Source organism: Streptomyces sp. NPDC059718, assembly GCF_042733315.1.
Classification (GTDB): domain Bacteria; phylum Actinomycetota; class Actinomycetes; order Streptomycetales; family Streptomycetaceae; genus Actinacidiphila.
Map to the genome: position 1 here is coordinate 187,360 of NZ_JBHWGA010000001.1, position 17,124 is coordinate 204,483.

The following is a 17,124-nucleotide window of genomic DNA, read 5'->3' on the forward strand; positions in this document are numbered from 1 at the left end:
GCGCCAAGGGAGCGGGTGTCTGAGTTCTGCTGCCCCCGGCAGGGGGGGGGGGGGGGCGCGGGGGGGGCCGGGGGGCCCGCCCCCCCCCCCGCCCCCCACCCCGGTGCCGGCTCCGCCGCGGCTGTCCGCGACGTACACCGGCCTCAGCTCGCCCAGATGCCGGTGATGTCCGAGGCGGAGGCGGCGTTGCCCGCGTGCGTGGTGAGGCCCGCCAGGTCCTCCAGCGTGCGGAGCACGTTGTAGTGGTTGTACGTCGTGGCGGACGACGAACCGACCTTGACCGGCTGGCCGTACAGCACGGTCGGGATGCGGTTGCCGCTCAGCCGGTTGTCCTCGTCGAAGGTGACGACGAGCAGGCTGTTGTGGGTCTTCGCCCAGGTCGCGTAGGCACCCAGCTTGTTCTTCAGCCAGGTGTCACCGGTGGACACCGAGCAGTCGTGCATGTCGCTGCACAGGTTCGGCGTGACGAAGGAGACCTTGGGCAGGGTGGTGAAGTCCGTCGGGAACTGCGCGAAGGTCTTCGCCGTGGACGTCGGGACGTTCTTGAAGGCGAACCACGGGTTGTGCTTGCGCGCGTAGTCGCCGCTGCTGCAGGTGGTGGAACCCTGGCTCGGCAGCGTCTCGTTGTAGCTGGCCCAGCTCTTGCCCGCGGCGATCAGCTCCGAGGCGAGGTTGGCGGCCGAGCTGAAGCCGGGGGTGTAGCAGCCGTCGTCGGTGACGCCCTGGTTGCCGCCCGAGAAGATCTGCAGGTAGTTGGGCTGGCTCGGGTGCGTGACGCCGTACGACTGCGTCAGGCTGGCGCCGCCGGCCTTGAGCGTGTTGTTGAGGTACGGGGCGCTGGAGCTGCCGATGACCTGGCTGTAGGCGTGGTTCTCGAGCATCACCACGACCACGTGGTCGGGGTTCGGCACGCTGCCGGCCGCGTGGGCGGTCTCGGCGCCGCCGAGTCCGGCCCACAGGCCGAGGGAGGCGGCGGCGACGCCGAGGGTGGAAGCGAGGGCGGTGACGGTGCGACGGGGACGGGGCAGGGACCAGCCGGACACGGCGGACCTCCGTGAAGGGGGGGACGGGGAGTGGCGCCGCGCCAGGTTAGGAGGGGGCCGTGGACGTCCGAAGCGCCGCGGAAGTGAAGGTCCGGGGAACGGTGCGTACGTTCTGGATCTTGAGGTCAAGCGCAGGTAAAAGGGCCCGGGGAACGCAACTCGCGTTCCCCGGGCCCTTGCTGTCAGGACGTCACTTGACGTACGTGATGCCGTCCGTGGTGATCGCCGGACGCCCGGAGGTGCCGACGACGACGACCTTCAGCGTGTGCTTGGCGCTGGTGCTCCAGGTCTTGGACCAGATCGTCTGCCGGTAGGCGGTGGTGGAGGACTTCAGGTCCACCGTGGCCGCCTTGACCCCGTCGACGTAGACGTACGCCTGGCCGGAGGTCGAGGCGCGGGAGACCACCCAGCCGACCGAGCGGCCGGTGAACGTCCAGGTCAGGCTGGCGTTCTTGGAGGACGAGGTGAGCGACTTGCCGCCGAGGTAGCTGGTGCTGCTCTTCGCCGACCACGTCCCGGCCTTCGTCGCCGAGGTCTCCTGCAGGATCGCCGCCGTGCGGCTCACCGAGGCGGTGGTGTAGTTCCCGGCCGCGTCGGTGGCCTTCAGGCCGTACGTGACCGCGGTGTTCGCCTTGCCCGTGGTGCTCCACGAGGTGGTGGTCGGGCCGAAGGTGGCCGTGGTCGGGGCGGTCGCCGCGACGCTCTTGAGCGCGCCGTTGTCGGCGGCCTTCCAGCTCACGGAGACCGGCACGGAGGTGCTGGACACCGTGGCGTTGCGGATCTTCACCGAGGGGGCGGTGGTGAACGTCGGCTTGGTCGTGTCGCCGACCACGGTGTACGAACTCGCCGACGTTGCCGTCTTGTTGCTCATGTGCACCGCCCGCACGGTCACGGTGTGCTTGCCTGCGGCGACCGTGATCGGCGCGGAGGTGGCGGTGGCCTTGGCGGTGGCCGCGACCTTGCCGTCCACGAGCACCTCGAACCGCTTCAGGACGGCTGTCGGCGTGCTCTCCTTCCAGGCCACCGTCGCCGTGCCCTTGGTGTAGTACGAGGAGCCGGAGAGCGTGGCGCCGCTGACGCCGTTCAGCGTCGGCGCGGCGACGCCGGCCGCGTAGGAGCGGATGGTGGCGAGCTTGTCGTACAGGTTCTGGCCGGGGCAGGCGGTGGCGAAGCCGTCGCGGTGCCCGGAGATCGGGTTGAACGTGTACGACTTGTTGAGGACCCACGGCGGGCTGTCCTTCGCGCCCTCGACCAGGGTCTGCGTCTTGCTGCCGGGGTTGGGGTTGATCCCGTACTGGCCGAGCTTCCACGCGGACAGCGCCGCGATCGAGCCGAGCATCTTGGAGGAGATCGGCGTGGCCGGGACACCCTTGATGACCTGGAAGGTGCCGATCGCGGCGATACCCCAGCTGCGCGTGTTGAAGCCGTAGGTCTGCGCGCCGATGACCGGCAGGTCCATGCCGCCGTAGCGGCCCTCGAAGATGGTGCCGCACTTGTCGACCAGGGCGTTGTAGCCGATGTCACGCCAGTCCTGCGACAGGTGGTAGGCGTAGATCCACCGGACGATCGTGGCCGATTCGGTGCAGTCGTAGTCGGCGGCGGTATCGGTGTGGTGGACGAAGACCACGTTCACCTTGTCCGCGTAGGGCGGGTCCCCGGCCTCGCGCTTGGACTCGTCGGCGCCCCAGCCGGCCCGGCTCACGACGGCCGGCTTGGCGACGGTGGACGCGGGAGCGGCCGGCCGGGTCGAACTCGGCGACGGCGAGGTGGAGGTGGTCGCGGACTTGCTCGGCGAGGCGCTCGTCGACGCCGAGGAGCTGGCCGGCGGGGTGCTCACCGGTGCCGAGGTCGACGGCTCCGCCGTCTGGCTCGGGGAGGAGGCTCCGGGATCCGGCGTGGCCGAGCCGGGCGGGGTGTCGGTCGCCGAGGGGTCGGCCGACGGGGTCGTGGTCTCCTCGGCGTCCGCCGCGAAGGCGGCGGGCGCCATGGCGACGTCGGTGCCGCTCTTCTTGGCGTCGCCGACCAGCTCGAGCTGGAGGCCCTTCGGGAGGGTGCCCGAGGCACCGTTCGCCGACACGACCTTGAGCTCGACGCCGTTGGACAGGCCCACGTACAGCGGGGCCGAACCGCCCCGGGTGGCGCCCTCGGTCTTCGGGTCGGGAGCGTCGTCGTAGTGCGGGTCGACCGCGTGCCAGTCGGACCACCGGCCGGTCTTCACGGAACGGGTGCGCACCTGCACCGTGCCGTCCAGCTCCGTGCGCGGGTCGTCCCACGTCACCCCGAGCAGGCCGAAGGTGTCGGTGTCGCGCCGCGGCAGGGCGCGCTCCCCGCCCTTGCCCTTGAGGTCGACGGACTGGACCGCACTGGGCACCGGCCCCTTCGCGTCGGCCGACGGGGCGGTCCCCTCCGGACCGCTGGCCACGGACGCGGCGGTGATGACACCGGCCCCTCCGAGCACGACCGCCCCCACCGCGAGCCACGCACGCCCGCGCAGACGTATTCGCCGCATGTTCTCTTCCCCGCCCCGTCCCACTCATGGGTAGCCGTGGGTACCGTTGGTTGATTTCTTAAACCTCTGAAACAGCAAGCGCTTTATACCAGAAGGACCAGACCGCGCTCACACCGCCGGACGATCACCCCAAACCGGGCATACCGCCAGGTAACAGGGCCGGGGCAGGGCGGATACTCTCTCTAGGGCGGATCGGGCCAGCCGGGAGCACCGGGAAAGGCAGGCGGCGTGCTGGAAGGGCGACGGGACACCAGGTTCGGGCGGCTGCTGCGGCACGGCTTCAGTGACGCCGTGGCCGCCGAGGCGCTGCTGGGCGGGGAGCAGCTCGCCCCGGTCCGCAGCGACCCGGTCCTGCTCGACGCGCTGGGCGCCACCGCCGACCCCGACCAGGCGCTCGCCTCCCTCGTACGGGTCCTCGAGGCCCTCGATCCCGGGGAGCGGCGCACCCTCCTCGACACGCTCACCACGGCCAAGCCGCTGCGCGACCGGCTGCTCGGGGTGCTGGGCGCCTCCGTGGCCCTGGCCGACCACCTCACCCGGCATCCGCGCGACTGGCACGCCCTGGTCACCTACGAGCACGCCGACCTGCACCCGGGGACCACGGAGTTCGAACGGGGGCTGGCCGGGGCCGACGACCCCGAGTCGCTGCGCGTCGCCTACCGGCGCTGCATGCTGGGCATCGCCGCCCGCGACGTGTGCGGCACCAGCGACCTGGTGCAGACGGCCGCGGAGCTCGCCGACCTCGCCACCGCGACGCTGCGCGCGGCCCTGGCCATGGCCGAGGCCGAGGCGCCGGATGACGCCGCGCTGTGCCGGCTGGCGGTGATCGGCATGGGCAAGTGCGGCGGCCACGAGCTCAACTACATCTCCGACGTCGACGTCATCTTCGTGGCCGAGGCCCGCCCCGACGCCGAGGAGGCCAAGGCGCTGCAGGCCGCCACGCGGCTGGCCTCGCGCATGATGCGGATCTGCTCCGACACCACCGTCGAGGGCAGCATCTGGCAGGTCGACGCCAACCTGCGGCCCGAGGGCCGGCGCGGCCCGCTGGTGCGCACCCTCTCCAGCCATCTGGCCTACTACAAGCGCTGGGCCAAGACGTGGGAGTTCCAGGCGCTGCTCAAGGCCCGCCCGGTGGCCGGCGACCCGGCGCTCGGGCAGGAGTACGTCGAGGCGCTGTCGCCCATGGTGTGGCAGGCCGCCGAACGCGAGCACTTCGTCCAGGACGTGCAGGAGATGCGGCGCCGGGTCGTGGAGAACATCCCCGTCGCGCACCTCGACCGGGAGCTGAAGCTGGGCCCCGGCGGCCTGCGGGACGTGGAGTTCGCGGTGCAGCTGCTCCAGCTCGTGCACGGCCGCACCGACCCGTCGCTGCGCAGCGGCACCACCCTGACCGCGCTGTCCCAGCTCGCCGCCGGCGGTTACGTGGGGCGGGCGGACGCGGCGGCGCTCGACACCTCGTACCGCTTCCTGCGGACGATGGAGCACCGCATCCAGCTCCACAAGCTGCGCCGCACCCACCTGGTGCCCGAGGACGTGGCGGACCTGCGGCGGCTCGGCCGCTCGCTGGGCTTCCGGGCGGACCCGGTGGTGGAGCTGCAGCGGGAGTGGCGGCGGCACGCGCGGGAGGTGCGCCGCCTCCACGAGAAGCTCTTCTACCGGCCGCTGCTCGACGCGGTCGCCCAGCTCGCCCCCGGCGAGGTGGGCCTGACCCCGGACGCGGCCAAGCAGCGCCTGGAGGCGCTCGGCTACGCCGACCCCACCGCGGCACTGCGCCACCTGGAGGCGCTGGCCTCGGGGGTCAGCCGCAAGGCCGCCATCCAGCGGACCCTGCTGCCGGTGCTGCTCGGCTGGTTCGCCGACTCCGCGGACCCCGACGCGGGCCTGCTCAATTTCCGCAAGGTCAGCGACGCCCTGGGCCGCACCCCCTGGTACCTGCGGCTGCTGCGGGACGAGGGCGCCGCCGCCGTCAACCTCGCGCGGGTGCTCTCCTCCGGGCGGCTCGCCCCCGACCTGCTCATGCGGGCGCCCGAGGCGGTCGCCCTGCTCGCCGACGACGAGGGGCTCCAGCCCCGCACGCGTGCTGCGCTGGACCAGGAGGTGCTGGCCGCGGTCCACCGCGCGGACTCCGCCGAGCAGGCCGTCGCCGCGGTGCGTGGGGTCCGCCGCCGCGAGCTGTTCCGCACCGCGGCCGCGGACCTCGTCGGGGTCCACCGCGACGACCCCGACGCCATCGGCACCGCCCTCACCGACCTCAACGCCGCCGCCGTCACCGGAGCCCTGCAGGCCGCGGTCAACGCCGTCGAGGCGGCCGAGGGGGAGCCCCTGCCGACCCGGTTCGCCGTCATCGGCATGGGCCGCTTCGGCGGCCGCGAACTGGGCTACGGCTCCGACGCCGACGTCCTGTTCGTCCACGAGCCGTACGAGGGCACCGACGAGCACCGGGCCGCCAAGGCCGCGCTCAAGGTCGCCAACGAGCTGCGCAGGCTGCTGCAGATCCCCACCACCGACCCGCCGCTGCTCATCGACGCCGACCTGCGCCCCGAGGGCAAGAGCGGACCGCTGGTGCGCACGCTCGGCTCGTACGCCGCCTACTACCGGCGCTGGTCGCTGGTCTGGGAGAGCCACGCCCTGCTCCGCGCCGAACCGGTCGCGGGCGACGAGGACCTGGGCGCCCGCTTCATCGGCCTCGTCGACCCGCTGCGCTACCCGGCCGACGGGCTGCCGGAGGAGGCGGTCCGCGAGATCCGCCGGCTCAAGGCCCGAATGGAGTCCGAGCGGCTGCCGCGCGGCGCCGATCCGACGACCCACGCCAAGCTGGGGCGGGGCGGGCTCAGCGACGTCGAGTGGACCGTGCAGCTGCTGCAGCTCCAGCACGGCGCGCAGTTCCCCGGCCTGCGGACCACCCGTACCCGGCCGGCGCTGGCCGCGGCCGCGGCGGTGGGGCTGGTCCCCGCCGAGGACGCGGAAGTCCTGGACGCCGCCTGGATCCTGGCGAGCCGGATGCGCAACGCCGTCATGCTCGTCCGGGCCCGTGCCGGCGACACCTTCCCCGGCGACGGCAAGGAACTCGCCGCGGTGGGGCGGTACCTCGGCTACGAGCCGGGCCACGTGGGCGACATGGTCGAGGAGTACCGCCGGGCCACGCGCCGGGCCCGCGCGGTGGTCGAGCGCCTCTTCTACGCCACGTAGTCCGCGCCCGCCGCCCGCCTACGCCGTGGCGACGCGCACCTGGCGCGGCAACCGGTAGGCGAGGCCGCCGTAGACCGCCCAGGAGGCGGCGAAGCCGACGCCGAGGCAGAGGGTGCCGCCGGCGGCGTCGAGCCAGAAGTGGTTGGCGGTGGAGACGATGACGAGCAGCGTGACCACCGGGTAGAGCACGCCCAGCACCCGCACCCAGGCCCGCCGCGCGAGCATGGCGACGGTGATGCCGCACCACAGCGACCAGCCGATGTGCATCGACGGCATGGCCGCGTACTGGTTGGAGACGTGCGCCAGGTCGCCCGACGCCATCGACCCCCAGGTGTGGTGGATCTTCACGGTGTCGATGAAGCCGCCGCCCTCCATCAGCCGGGGCGGCGCCAGGGGGAAGAAGTAGTAGCCGAGCAGCGCGATGCCGGTCGTCACGAAGAGGACCAGCCGGGTCGGCGCGTAGCGCCCGGGGTGCCGGCGGAACAGCCAGACGAGCACGGTGAGGGTGACGATGAAGTGGAGCGTCGCGTAGTAATAGTTCATCGCGACGATGAGCCACGTTACGGAGTTCACGGCATGATTGACCGCGTGCTCGAAGGCGAGCCCGAGGGACCGTTCCAGGCCCCAGACGTGGCCCGCGTTCCGCATGGCGTCGTCCTGCTGCTCGGGCACGGCGTTGCGCACCAGTGAGTAGATCCAGTAGCTGACTGCGATCAGCAGGATCTCGAACCACAGCCGGGGCCGGCGTGGCGCCAGCAGCCTGTTGCCCGTCGTCGCTCCATCGGCGTCACGGGAATCGATGGAGCGCGGTGGTGCGGCGTCACTGCGGTGGGCCATGGTCTTCGCGGTCGATTCCCCCATGGGGCGATAGTCTGCCATGCGGTCCGGTGCCGTCCGATCAACCCCCGGTGGGATTCCGTGCATCGCGCGTACGCCTCCCGGCCGACTGCTGTACGGGTACGGCTGCCCGGGCCTTGGGACCTGATGCCGTCGAACCGCGGACGACCAGTTCGGGCAGGAAGACGAACTCGCTGTGCGGTGCCGGGGTACCTCCGACCTCCTCCAGCAGCGCGCGCACCGCGGCCTGACCCATGGCCGTGACCGGCTGCCGGATGGTGGTGAGCGGCGGATCGGTGAAGGCGATGAGCGGGGAGTCGTCGAAGCCGACGACGGAGACGTCCCCGGGGACGGACAGCCCCTGCTGCCGGGCGGCGCGGACGGCGCCGAGCGCCATCATGTCGGAGGCGCACACCACGGCCGTGCAGCCGGACTCGATCAGGCCCGAGGCGGCCGCTTGACCACCCTCGAGGGTGAACAGCGAGTGCTGGATGCGCCCGGCCGCCTCGTCGGCGGCTATGCCGAGCACCTCTTCCATGCTGCGCAGGAAGCCCTCTATCTTGCGTTGCACGGGGACGAACCGCTTGGGACCGACCGCGAGGCCGATCCGCTCGTGGCCGAGCGCCGCCAGATGGGTGACGGCCAGACGCATGGCACCGCGGTCGTCGGGTGAGACGAACGGCGCCTTGATCTTGCCGGAGAAGCCGTTGATCAGGACGAACGGCACGCCCTGGCCGTGCAGCCGGTCATAGCGCTCCACGTCGGCGGTGGAGTCGGCGTGCAGTCCGGAGACGAAGATGATCCCGGCGACACCGCGCTCGACGAGCATCTCGACGAGTTCGTCCTCGGTCGAGCCGCCCGGGGTCTGGGTGGCCAGCACCGGGGTGTACCCCTGCCGGGTCAGGGCCTGCCCGATGACCTGCGCGAAGGCCGGGAAGATCGGGTTCTCCAGCTCCGGGGTGATGAGCCCGACGAGGCCCGCGCTGCGCTGCCGCAGCCGCACCGGCCGTTCGTACCCCAGCAGGTCGAGGGCGGCCAGCACGGATTGGCGAGTGGCGGCGGAGACCCCGGGCTTGCCGTTGAGGACACGGCTGACGGTCGCTTCGCTCACCCCCGCCTGGGCTGCGATGTCGGCAAGCCTTGCGGTCACAGGATTGGACTGTACCGGTCGCATCTCAGATCGCCCACCAGATGCACGAATCAGCCGGAAGACGGACGGATCCGCCGGTGAACGCCACGGGCTCGTTGGAGAGCACCGGCCGACCCGGCACGGCGAGTTGGACCGGCGCCGGATTGACGTTGACGGTGCACACCAGGCCGGGACGGGAGAAGGCCAGCACCCCCTCGGGAGCGTCCAGCCAGCGCATCGGCCCGTCGCCGAGGCCGGGCAGTTCACGGCGCAGCCGCAGGGCCGAGCGGTACAGCTCCAGGGTGGAGTCGGGGTCGCCGGTCTGCGCCTGGACGCTCAGTCCGCCCCAGCCCGCGGGCTGCGGCAGCCAGCTGCCGGCCGGGCCGAAGCCGTGGCTGGGGCCGTCGGCGGTCCACGGGATGGGCACCCGGCAGCCGTCGCGCAGCCCGTCCTGGCCGTTGTCCCGGAAGAAGGAGGGGTCCTGGCGGACCTCGTCCGGCAGGTCGGTGACCTCGGGCAGACCCAGTTCCTCGCCCTGGTAGACGTATACGGAACCGGGCAGCGCGAGCATCAGCAGGGCCGCGGCGCGGGCCCGGCGCAGCCCGGCCGTACCGCCCCCGTAGCGGGTGACGTGCCGGACCACGTCGTGGTTGGAGAGCACCCAGGTGGTGGGGGCGCCCACGGAGACGGTGGCGGCGAGGGACTCCTCGATCACCGCGCGCATCGCCCCGGCCTCCCACGGGCACTGCAGGAAGTGGAAGTTGAAGGCCTGGTGCAGCTCGTCGGGGCGGACGTACAGCGCCATGCGCCCGGCGTCGGGCGCCCAGGCCTCGGCGACGCCGATGCGCTCGGACGGCAGTTCCTGCGGCCCGGGGCCGGGGGAGTAGGAGTCGAGCAGCCGGCGCCAGGCGCGGTGGATCTCGTGCACCCCGTCCTGGTCGAAGAAGGGGAGCAGCTGGGAGCCGATCATCTTGACCTGCTCCTTGTGGCCGATGTCGGGCAGGCCGGGCGCCTTGACCATGCCGTGGGCGACGTCGATGCGGAAGCCGTCCACACCCAGGTCCAGCCAGAAGCGGAGGACGGCGTCGAACTCCTCGCGGACCTCGGGGTGGTCCCAGTTGAGGTCGGGTTGCTCGGGCGCGAAGAGGTGGAGGTACCAGTCGCCGTCCGCGACCCGGGTCCACGCGGGGCCGCCGAAGACCGACTCCCAGTCGTTGGGCGGCAGTTCGCCGTGCTCGCCCTTGCCGGGGCGGAAGTGGTAGCGCTCACGGTCCGGCCCCCCGCGCCGGTCCGTGAGCGCCGCCCGGAACCACGCGTGCCGGTCGGAGGTGTGGTTCGGGACGATGTCGACGATCACCCGCAGGCCCAGCCCGTGGGCGGTGCGGATGAGCGCGTCGGCGTCCGCGAGGGAGCCGAAGAGGGGGTCGACGCTGCGGTAGTCGGCGACGTCGTAGCCGCCGTCCGCCTGGGGCGAGGCGTAGAAGGGGGTCAGCCAGACCGCGTCGGCGCCCAGTTCCGCCAGGTACGGCAGCCGGGCCCGGATGCCGGGCAGGTCGCCGACGCCGTCGCCGTCGCCGTCGGCGAAGGAGCGTACGTACACCTGGTAGATGACGGCGCTGCGCCACCAGCCGGGTGTGCCCCCTTCGGGGGCGGCCGGGGTCTCGTCGGTCGCGTCGTGGATGACGGGGGCGAGCTCTTGGGTCATGTCGGTCCCTCGGGAGTCGGCGCCGTTCCCTGCCGATGATTCCGATCCGCCGCGTGATCGGCAATGCCTTTCAAGAATTTGCGGAAGATCGCGTAACGGCTTCCAGGAGCGCGAGCGTCCCACGTCACGTCTCCCGTCTGCAACTGTGAGGACACGCAGATGTAACGATCGGAAGATCTTGCAAGTCTTTGCAGCAAGGTCTTTCGTCGGGCTTTCATCCCTGTTACGTTCCTCGACAGCCCGGCGGCCGCAAAGGCGCAGTCGGCAGGGGGGACGCGGCGACGCGTCCCGCACCATCACGGGCTTTCATCCTGGAGGAGATCACATGCGGCGTGGCATAGCGGCCACCGCGCTGGTTGCGGCGCTCGGGCTTGCGGCGACGGCTTGCGGCGGCGACGACGGCGGCAGTGACAAGGCCGGCGGTCCCGTCACCATCACCTGGTGGGACACCTCGAACGCGACGAACGAGGCGCCGACCTACAAGGCCCTGATCGCGGACTTCGAGAAGGCGAATCCGAAGATCAAGGTCACGTACGTCAACGTGCCGTTCGACCAGGCCCAGAACAAGTTCCAGACGGCCGCCGGCAGCAAGGGCGCCCCGGACGTCGTCCGCGCCGAGGTCGGCTGGACCGCCTCCTGGGCGAAGTCCCAGTTCCTCGCGCCGCTGGACGGCACCCCGGCACTGGCCGACCAGGGTGACATCAACCCGTCCCTGCTCAAGCAGGCGCAGTACGAGGGCAAGACCTACGGTGCCCCGATCGTCACCGACACCCTCGCGCTCATGTGGAACAAGGAGCTGCTGAAGAAGGCCGGCTTCGACAAGGCCCCCGCCACCTGGGACGAGCTGAAGGCGGTCGCCAAGGCCGTCAAGGCCAAGGACAAGGTCGACGGCTTCTGGCTCCGCGCCGACTCCTACTACGAGCTGCCCTTCCTCTTCGGCGAGGGCACCGACATGGTCGACGCCGCGGCGAAGAAGATCACGATCAACTCGCCCGAGGCCGTCAAGGCCGTCGACGCGAGCAAGTCCGTGCTCGCCTCCCCGGGTGTCCACAAGCTCGACGTGACCGCCGACAGCTACGCCCACATGCAGGACGCGTTCGTCAACGGCAAGGTCGCCATGATCGTCCAGGGCCCCTGGGAACTGACCAACATCTACAAGGGCGCGGCCTTCTCCGACAAGGCCAACCTGGGCATCTCCTCCGTCCCGGCCGGCTCCACCGGCAAGGCCGGCGCCCCCACCGGCGGCCACAACCTGGCCGTCTACGCCGGCTCGGACAAGGCCCACCAGGAAGCCGCCCAGAAGTTCGTCGGCTGGATGACCTCGGGTGAGACCCAGGCCAAGATCGCGCTGAAGAACGGCACCCTGCCGACCCGCACCTCCGCCTACACCGCCGAGGTCAAGGCCGCTCCCGGCGTCGCCGAGTTCCAGGACATCCTGGCCAACGTCGCCCGCCCGCGTCCGGAGCTGCCCGAGTACAGCTCCCTGTTCGCCGACTTCAACACCGGTCTGACGAACGTCCTGCAGGGCAAGACCGGCACCCAGGAGGGGCTGGACGCGACCGCCGACGCCTACAAGAAGCTCGTCAAGGACTTCCAGTAAGGCAGCCATGAGCCGTCCGGTCCGCCTCCCCCGAGCGGGGGGCGGACCGGACGGCCCGCCCGCGTCCGCACGCATGCCCCCCGGCCGTGCGCCGCGGCCGTACCACCCTTAGCGAACCTCTCGAAAAGGTGCCGAAGATGACCGTCGCCGTCCAGGGCGGGACCCGGAAGACCAAGCGTGGCGAGGCGCCGCGCCGCGGTCCGCTCAGCCGCATCCGGCAGTCGTACAACCGCAACTGGTATGCCTGGGCCATGGTGGCGCCGGTGGTCGCCGTCATCGGCCTGCTGGTGCTCTACCCCCTGGTCCGCGGCATCTACCTGTCGCTGACCGACGCCAACAGCCAGAACGTCGGCCGGACGATCGGCGTCAACCACATCCCGGACTCCTTCTCCTGGGTGGGCTTCAAGAACTACACGGAGATCCTCTCCGGGGCGGACCACCAGTTCTGGCCGCACTTCACCTGGACCATCATCTGGACGGCCGTCTGCGTCACCCTGCACTACGGCCTCGGCCTCGGCCTCGCCATGCTGCTGAACCGCAAGATCCGCGGCCGCACCTTCTACCGGCTGGTGCTGATCCTGCCCTGGGCCGTGCCCACCTTCGTCACCGTCTTCTCGTGGCGGCTGATCCTCGCCGACGACGGCGGCATCCTGAACACGGTCCTGCACTCGCTGCACCTGCCGACGCCCGCGTGGCTGAGCGACCCCTTCTGGCAGAAGACCGCGGCGATCATGGTCAACACCTGGGTCGGCGTGCCCTTCATGATGGTCTCCCTCCTCGGCGGCCTGCAGTCGATCCCCTCCGAGCTGTACGAAGCGGCCGAGATGGACGGCGCCACCCCCTGGCAGCGGTTCCGCTTCGTGACGCTCCCGGGCCTGCGCTCGGTGAGCAGCACGGTGATCCTGCTCGGCATCATCTGGACCTTCAACCAGTTCGTCGTCATCTTCCTGCTGTTCGGCGCGAGCGCGGGACAGGACGCGCAGATCCTGGTGACCTGGGCCTACCGGCTCGGCTTCGGACAGGACCCACGTGACTACGCCGGTTCCGCCGCCTACGGCGTGATCATCCTGTCCATGCTCATCGTCTTCGCCTCCGTGTACCGGCGCTGGCTCGCCCGCTCCGAGAACGCGGCCGCCTGACGGCCGCCCCCGGCAAGGACATCGTCATGACGCAAGAGAGGGCAGCCACCCCCATGAGCACCACCGCAGACCTCCCCGCGACGGGAGCCGACCAGGGCGTGACCGCCGCCCCCGCCCGGGCGGCCGCGCGCCGGCGCACCGGCCGCGGCGAGCGCAGCCGGGGCGCGTCCGTGCTGATCCACGGCGTGCTGATCACCGCGAGCCTCATCGCGGCCTTCCCCGTGCTGTGGATCGCCTGGGTCTCCTTCGGCCCCGACAAGACCGACTTCCTGCACCCGGCCGACATCGCCGGCAAGTTCAGCTTCGAGAACTACACCAAGGTCCTCGGCGACACGAACTTCCTGCAGTGGTTCCTGAACTCCATGATCGTCGCCCTCGGCACCTGCGTGCTGGGCGTGTTCATCGCCGCCAGCTCCGGCTACGCGGTCTCCCGGATGCGCTTCCCCGGCCACCGGCAGCTGATGTGGATCTTCCTGGTGACCCAGATGTTCCCGGTCGCCATCCTCATGGTGCCGCTGTACAACATCCTGGCCGACCTGGGCCTGCTGGACACGTACTGGGCGCTCATCCTGGTCTACTGCACCACCGCCGTGCCGTACTGCGCGTGGCTGCTCAAGGGCTACTTCGACACCATCCCGCAGGAGATCGACGAAGCCGGACGGGTCGACGGCCTCACCCCGTTCGGCACCTTCTACCGGCTGGTCCTGCCGCTGGCCCGTCCTGGCCTGGCGGTGGCGGCCTTCTACACCTTCCTCACCGCGTGGGGAGAGGTCGCCTACGCCTCGGTCTTCATGCTCGGCGACGACAAGTACACCCTCGCCGTCGGACTGACCACCTTCATCAGCGAGCACGACAACCAGTGGGACCTGATGGCCGCCACGTCCGTGCTCATCGCCGTCCCCGCGTCGGCCTTCTTCTACGTCGTCCAGCGGCACCTGGTCACCGGCCTCACCGCCGGCGCGGCCAAGTCCTGACCGTCGTCCGACCCGGGGCACCCGGCCCACCGGCCGGGTGCCCCGGCCTCGCCCCCTCGCCGCACGAGCAACCACTTTTCCAAGGGATCACCATGACCCAGTACCTGGCGGACTCCACCCGTCACCCCCACTCCTGCGACCAGCCCGTGGCCACCACGGACTGGTGGAGAGACGCGGTCATCTACCAGGTCTACCCCCGCAGCTTCGCCGACGGGAACGGCGACGGCATGGGCGACATCCCCGGCGTCCGCGGGCGGCTCCCGTACCTGCGCGACCTCGGCGTCGACGCCGTCTGGCTGAGCCCCTTCTACGCCTCCCCGCAGGCCGACGCCGGTTACGACGTCGCCGACTACCGGGCCATCGACCCGATGTTCGGCACCCTCCACGACGCCGACGGCCTGATCCGCGACGCCCACCGGCTGGGTCTGCGGATCATCGTCGACCTGGTCCCCAACCACTCCTCCGACCAGCACGAGTGGTTCAAGCAGGCGCTGCGCGAGGGTCCCGGCTCGCCGCTGCGGGCGCGCTACCACTTCCGTCCCGGCAAGGGCGAGAACGGCAAACTGCCCCCCAACGACTGGGAGTCCATCTTCGGCGGGCCGGCCTGGACCCGTGCCGCCGACGGCGAGTGGTTCCTGCACCTGTTCGCGCCCGAGCAGCCCGACTTCAACTGGGAGCACCCGGCCGTCCAGGACGAGTTCCGCTCGATCCTGCGCTTCTGGCTCGACATGGGCGTCGACGGCTTCCGCATCGACGTCGCCCACGGCCTGGTCAAGGCCGACGGCCTGCCCGACATCGGCGCCCACGAGCAGCTCAAGCTCCTTGGCAACGATGTCCTGCCCTTCTTCGACCAGGACGGCGTCCACGACGTCTACCGCTCCTGGCGGCGCATCCTCGACGAATACTCCCCCAGCCTTCGGCCGGGGGCGCCCCCAGGCGCCCGCATCGCCGTCGCCGAGGCCTGGACCCCCACCGTCGAGCGCACCGCCAACTACGTCCGCGCCGACGAACTGCACCAGGCCTTCAACTTCCAGTACCTCGGCACGAAGTGGGACGCCGTCGAGCTGCGCGAGGTCATCGACCGCTCGCTCGACGCCATGCGCCCGGTCGCCGCGCCCACCACCTGGGTCCTGTCCAACCACGACGTGGTACGCCACGCCACCCGGCTGTCCCCCGACGGGAAGGGCTACGACCTGCGCCGTGCCCGCGCCGCCTCCCTGCTGATGCTGGCCCTGCCCGGCTCCGCGTACGTCTACCAGGGCGAGGAACTGGGCCTGCCCGAGGTCACCGACCTGCCCGACGAGGCCCGTCAGGACCCGGCGTTCTTCCGCGCCGCCGGCCAGGACGGCTTCCGCGACGGCTGCCGCGTGCCGATCCCGTGGACCGCGGAGGGCAGCTCGTACGGCTTCGGCAGCGGCGGCAGCTGGCTGCCGCAGCCCGAGGAGTGGGCGGGCCTCAGCGTCGCCGCGCAGACCGGTGACCCGGACTCCACCCTGGAGCTGTACCGCTCCGCCCTGCGGCTGCGCCGCGAGCGGGACGGCCTCGGCGCGGGCGAGTCGGTCCAGTGGCAGGACGCCCCGCAGGGCGTGCTGTCCTTCCGCCGGCCCGGCTTCGCGTGCACCGTCAACACCACCGGTGCTCCGGTGACGCTGCCCGCGCCGGGCCGGGTGCTGCTGGCCAGTTCCCCCGTGGAGGTCACGGCGGACGGGGTCGTCCTCCCGGCCGACACGACCGTCTGGTGGGCCGTTTGACGTGCGTCGCGGTCGCATAGGGTCGGGGACTGTGAACACCACCGCTCGACTTGCCGACATCGCGGCCCAGGCGGGGGTCAGCGAGGCCACCGCCAGCCGCGTGCTGAACGGGAAGGCGGGGGTCGCCCCCGCCACCCGGCAGAAGGTGCTGGCCGCACTGGACGTGCTCGGCTACGAGCGTCCGGTGCGGCTGCGCCAGCGCAGCGCCGGCCAGATCGGGCTGATCACCCCCGAGCTCAACAACCCGATCTTCCCCGCCTTCGCCCAGGTCATCGAGCAGAACCTGACCGGCTACGGCTACACCGCGGTGCTGTGCACCCAGCACCCCGGCGGCTCCACCGAGGACGAACTGGTGGAGGCGCTCGTGGAGCGCGGGGTGCGCGGCATCGTCTTCCTGTCCGGGCTGCACGCGGACGTCACCGCCGACCCCGAGCGCTACGCCCGCCTGCTCGGCCAGGGCGTGCCCTACGTGCTGGTCAACGGCTTCAACCCGGCGATCGCCGGGCCGTACATCTCGCCGGACGAGCGCGCCTCGGCACGCATCGCCGTGCAGCACCTGGTGGAGCTCGGCCACCAGCGGATCGGCCTGGCCGTCGGGCCCAACCGCTTCGTGCCCGTGCACCGCAAGGTCGAGGGCTTCGTGGAGTCGCTGGGCAGCCTGCTCGGGCTCGCCGAGGAGCAGGCCGCGGAGTACGTCCAGCACACCCTCTTCTCCGTGGAGGGCGGCCACGCGGCCGCCGGGGCGCTGCTGGACAAGGGCTGCACGGGCATCGTCTGCGGCAGCGACCTGATGGCGCTCGGCGCGGTGCGCGCGGTGCGGGAACGGGGGCTGACCGTCCCCGGGGACGTGTCGGTCGTCGGCTACGACGACTCGCCGCTGATCGCCTTCACCGACCCGCCGCTGACCACGGTCCGCCAGCCGGTCGAGGCGATGGGCGCGGCCGCGGTGAACGCGCTGCTGGAGGAGATCGGCGGCAACCCGGTGCAGCGCGCGGAGTTCGTCTTCCAGACGGAGCTGGTCGTCCGCGGCTCCACGGGTCAGGCGCCCGGCGCCGGCCGGCGTTCCTGATCGTCTCCGGTCGTCTCTGATCGTCCCCGGCCGTTCCTGATGCGCGGCGGGTGTTGAGGCGGGCCCTGGACCTGCCCCGGGCGGGGCGCAGCGGGGTGGCTTCGTCGGTCCTGGGCCCGCCTCCGTCTCGGTGGCGACCGGTCCAGCCGGCCGGGCGCGTGGGACCCGCCGTCAGGGGC

Annotated in this window: 11 protein-coding genes; 6 read left to right on the forward strand and 5 right to left on the reverse strand. The window is 71.6% G+C overall.

What is annotated here, in order from left to right; all coding sequences use genetic code 11:
• Positions 1 to 143 precede the first annotated feature (143 nt).
• On the reverse strand, positions 144 to 1,043 hold the full coding sequence (locus tag ACFV3E_RS00925) for an alkaline phosphatase family protein (RefSeq protein WP_500532786.1): 900 nt from the start codon (positions 1,041 to 1,043) through the stop codon (positions 144 to 146).
• A gap of 190 nt (positions 1,044 to 1,233) precedes the next feature.
• On the reverse strand, positions 1,234 to 3,552 hold the full coding sequence (locus tag ACFV3E_RS00930) for a peptidoglycan recognition protein family protein (protein WP_500532787.1): 2,319 nt from the start codon (positions 3,550 to 3,552) through the stop codon (positions 1,234 to 1,236).
• A gap of 228 nt (positions 3,553 to 3,780) precedes the next feature.
• Between ACFV3E_RS00930 and ACFV3E_RS00935 the strand changes: the two genes are divergently transcribed.
• On the forward strand, positions 3,781 to 6,741 hold the full coding sequence (locus ACFV3E_RS00935) for a bifunctional [glutamine synthetase] adenylyltransferase/[glutamine synthetase]-adenylyl-L-tyrosine phosphorylase (protein WP_500532788.1): 2,961 nt from the start codon (positions 3,781 to 3,783) through the stop codon (positions 6,739 to 6,741).
• 18 nt (positions 6,742 to 6,759) lie between these two features.
• Here the strand turns inward: ACFV3E_RS00935 and ACFV3E_RS00940 are convergent, their stop codons facing one another.
• The 3 genes from ACFV3E_RS00940 to ACFV3E_RS00950 are packed head-to-tail and all read right to left on the reverse strand — an operon-like array spanning position 6,760 to position 10,412.
• Positions 6,760 to 7,602 (reverse strand): phosphatase PAP2 family protein, encoded by an 843-nt coding sequence (locus ACFV3E_RS00940; protein WP_500532789.1) that lies wholly within the window; start codon positions 7,600 to 7,602, stop codon positions 6,760 to 6,762.
• A 37-nt stretch (positions 7,603 to 7,639) separates the two neighbouring features.
• Positions 7,640 to 8,728, reverse strand: coding sequence for a LacI family DNA-binding transcriptional regulator (locus ACFV3E_RS00945; protein WP_500532790.1), 1,089 nt, complete (start codon positions 8,726 to 8,728; stop codon positions 7,640 to 7,642).
• 25 nt (positions 8,729 to 8,753) lie between these two features.
• On the reverse strand, positions 8,754 to 10,412 hold the full coding sequence (locus ACFV3E_RS00950) for a glycoside hydrolase family 13 protein (protein ID WP_500532791.1): 1,659 nt from the start codon (positions 10,410 to 10,412) through the stop codon (positions 8,754 to 8,756).
• Positions 10,413 to 10,737: 325 nt separating this feature from the next.
• On the opposite strand from ACFV3E_RS00950, the gene ACFV3E_RS00955 reads away from it, so the two are divergent.
• The 5 genes from ACFV3E_RS00955 to ACFV3E_RS00975 all read left to right on the forward strand — a co-directional run bounded on the left by ACFV3E_RS00955 (position 10,738) and on the right by ACFV3E_RS00975 (position 16,945).
• Positions 10,738 to 12,012, forward strand: coding sequence for an extracellular solute-binding protein (locus ACFV3E_RS00955; protein WP_500532792.1), 1,275 nt, complete (start codon positions 10,738 to 10,740; stop codon positions 12,010 to 12,012).
• A 137-nt stretch (positions 12,013 to 12,149) separates the two neighbouring features.
• Entirely contained in the window at positions 12,150 to 13,151 is a 1,002-nt protein-coding gene (locus ACFV3E_RS00960; RefSeq protein ID WP_500369980.1) for a carbohydrate ABC transporter permease, read from the forward strand.
• Positions 13,152 to 13,204: 53 nt separating this feature from the next.
• On the forward strand, positions 13,205 to 14,125 hold the full coding sequence (locus ACFV3E_RS00965) for a sugar ABC transporter permease (RefSeq protein ID WP_500532793.1): 921 nt from the start codon (positions 13,205 to 13,207) through the stop codon (positions 14,123 to 14,125).
• A 92-nt stretch (positions 14,126 to 14,217) separates the two neighbouring features.
• Positions 14,218 to 15,876, forward strand: coding sequence for a glycoside hydrolase family 13 protein (locus ACFV3E_RS00970; protein WP_500532794.1), 1,659 nt, complete (start codon positions 14,218 to 14,220; stop codon positions 15,874 to 15,876).
• Positions 15,877 to 15,907: 31 nt separating this feature from the next.
• The gene (locus tag ACFV3E_RS00975; protein ID WP_500532795.1) at positions 15,908 to 16,945 is read left to right on the forward strand and encodes a LacI family DNA-binding transcriptional regulator; all 1,038 of its coding nucleotides are present in this window, start codon (positions 15,908 to 15,910) and stop codon (positions 16,943 to 16,945) included.
• The last annotated feature ends 179 nt before the right edge of the window (positions 16,946 to 17,124 follow it).

What these genes read in the sequence shown, in the direction of transcription:
- ACFV3E_RS00930 (WP_500532787.1), bottom strand. Translation starts at nt 3,552, where the DNA reads ATGCGGCGAATACGTCTGCGCGGGCGTGCGTGGCTCGCGGTGGGGGCG.
- ACFV3E_RS00940 (WP_500532789.1), bottom strand. Translation starts at nt 7,602, where the DNA reads ATGGGGGAATCGACCGCGAAGACCATGGCCCACCGCAGTGACGCCGCA.
- ACFV3E_RS00950 (WP_500532791.1), bottom strand. Translation starts at nt 10,412, where the DNA reads ATGACCCAAGAGCTCGCCCCCGTCATCCACGACGCGACCGACGAGACC.
- ACFV3E_RS00955 (WP_500532792.1), top strand. Translation starts at nt 10,738, where the DNA reads ATGCGGCGTGGCATAGCGGCCACCGCGCTGGTTGCGGCGCTCGGGCTT.
- ACFV3E_RS00960 (WP_500369980.1), top strand. Translation starts at nt 12,150, where the DNA reads ATGACCGTCGCCGTCCAGGGCGGGACCCGGAAGACCAAGCGTGGCGAG.
- ACFV3E_RS00965 (WP_500532793.1), top strand. Translation starts at nt 13,205, where the DNA reads ATGAGCACCACCGCAGACCTCCCCGCGACGGGAGCCGACCAGGGCGTG.
- ACFV3E_RS00970 (WP_500532794.1), top strand. Translation starts at nt 14,218, where the DNA reads ATGACCCAGTACCTGGCGGACTCCACCCGTCACCCCCACTCCTGCGAC.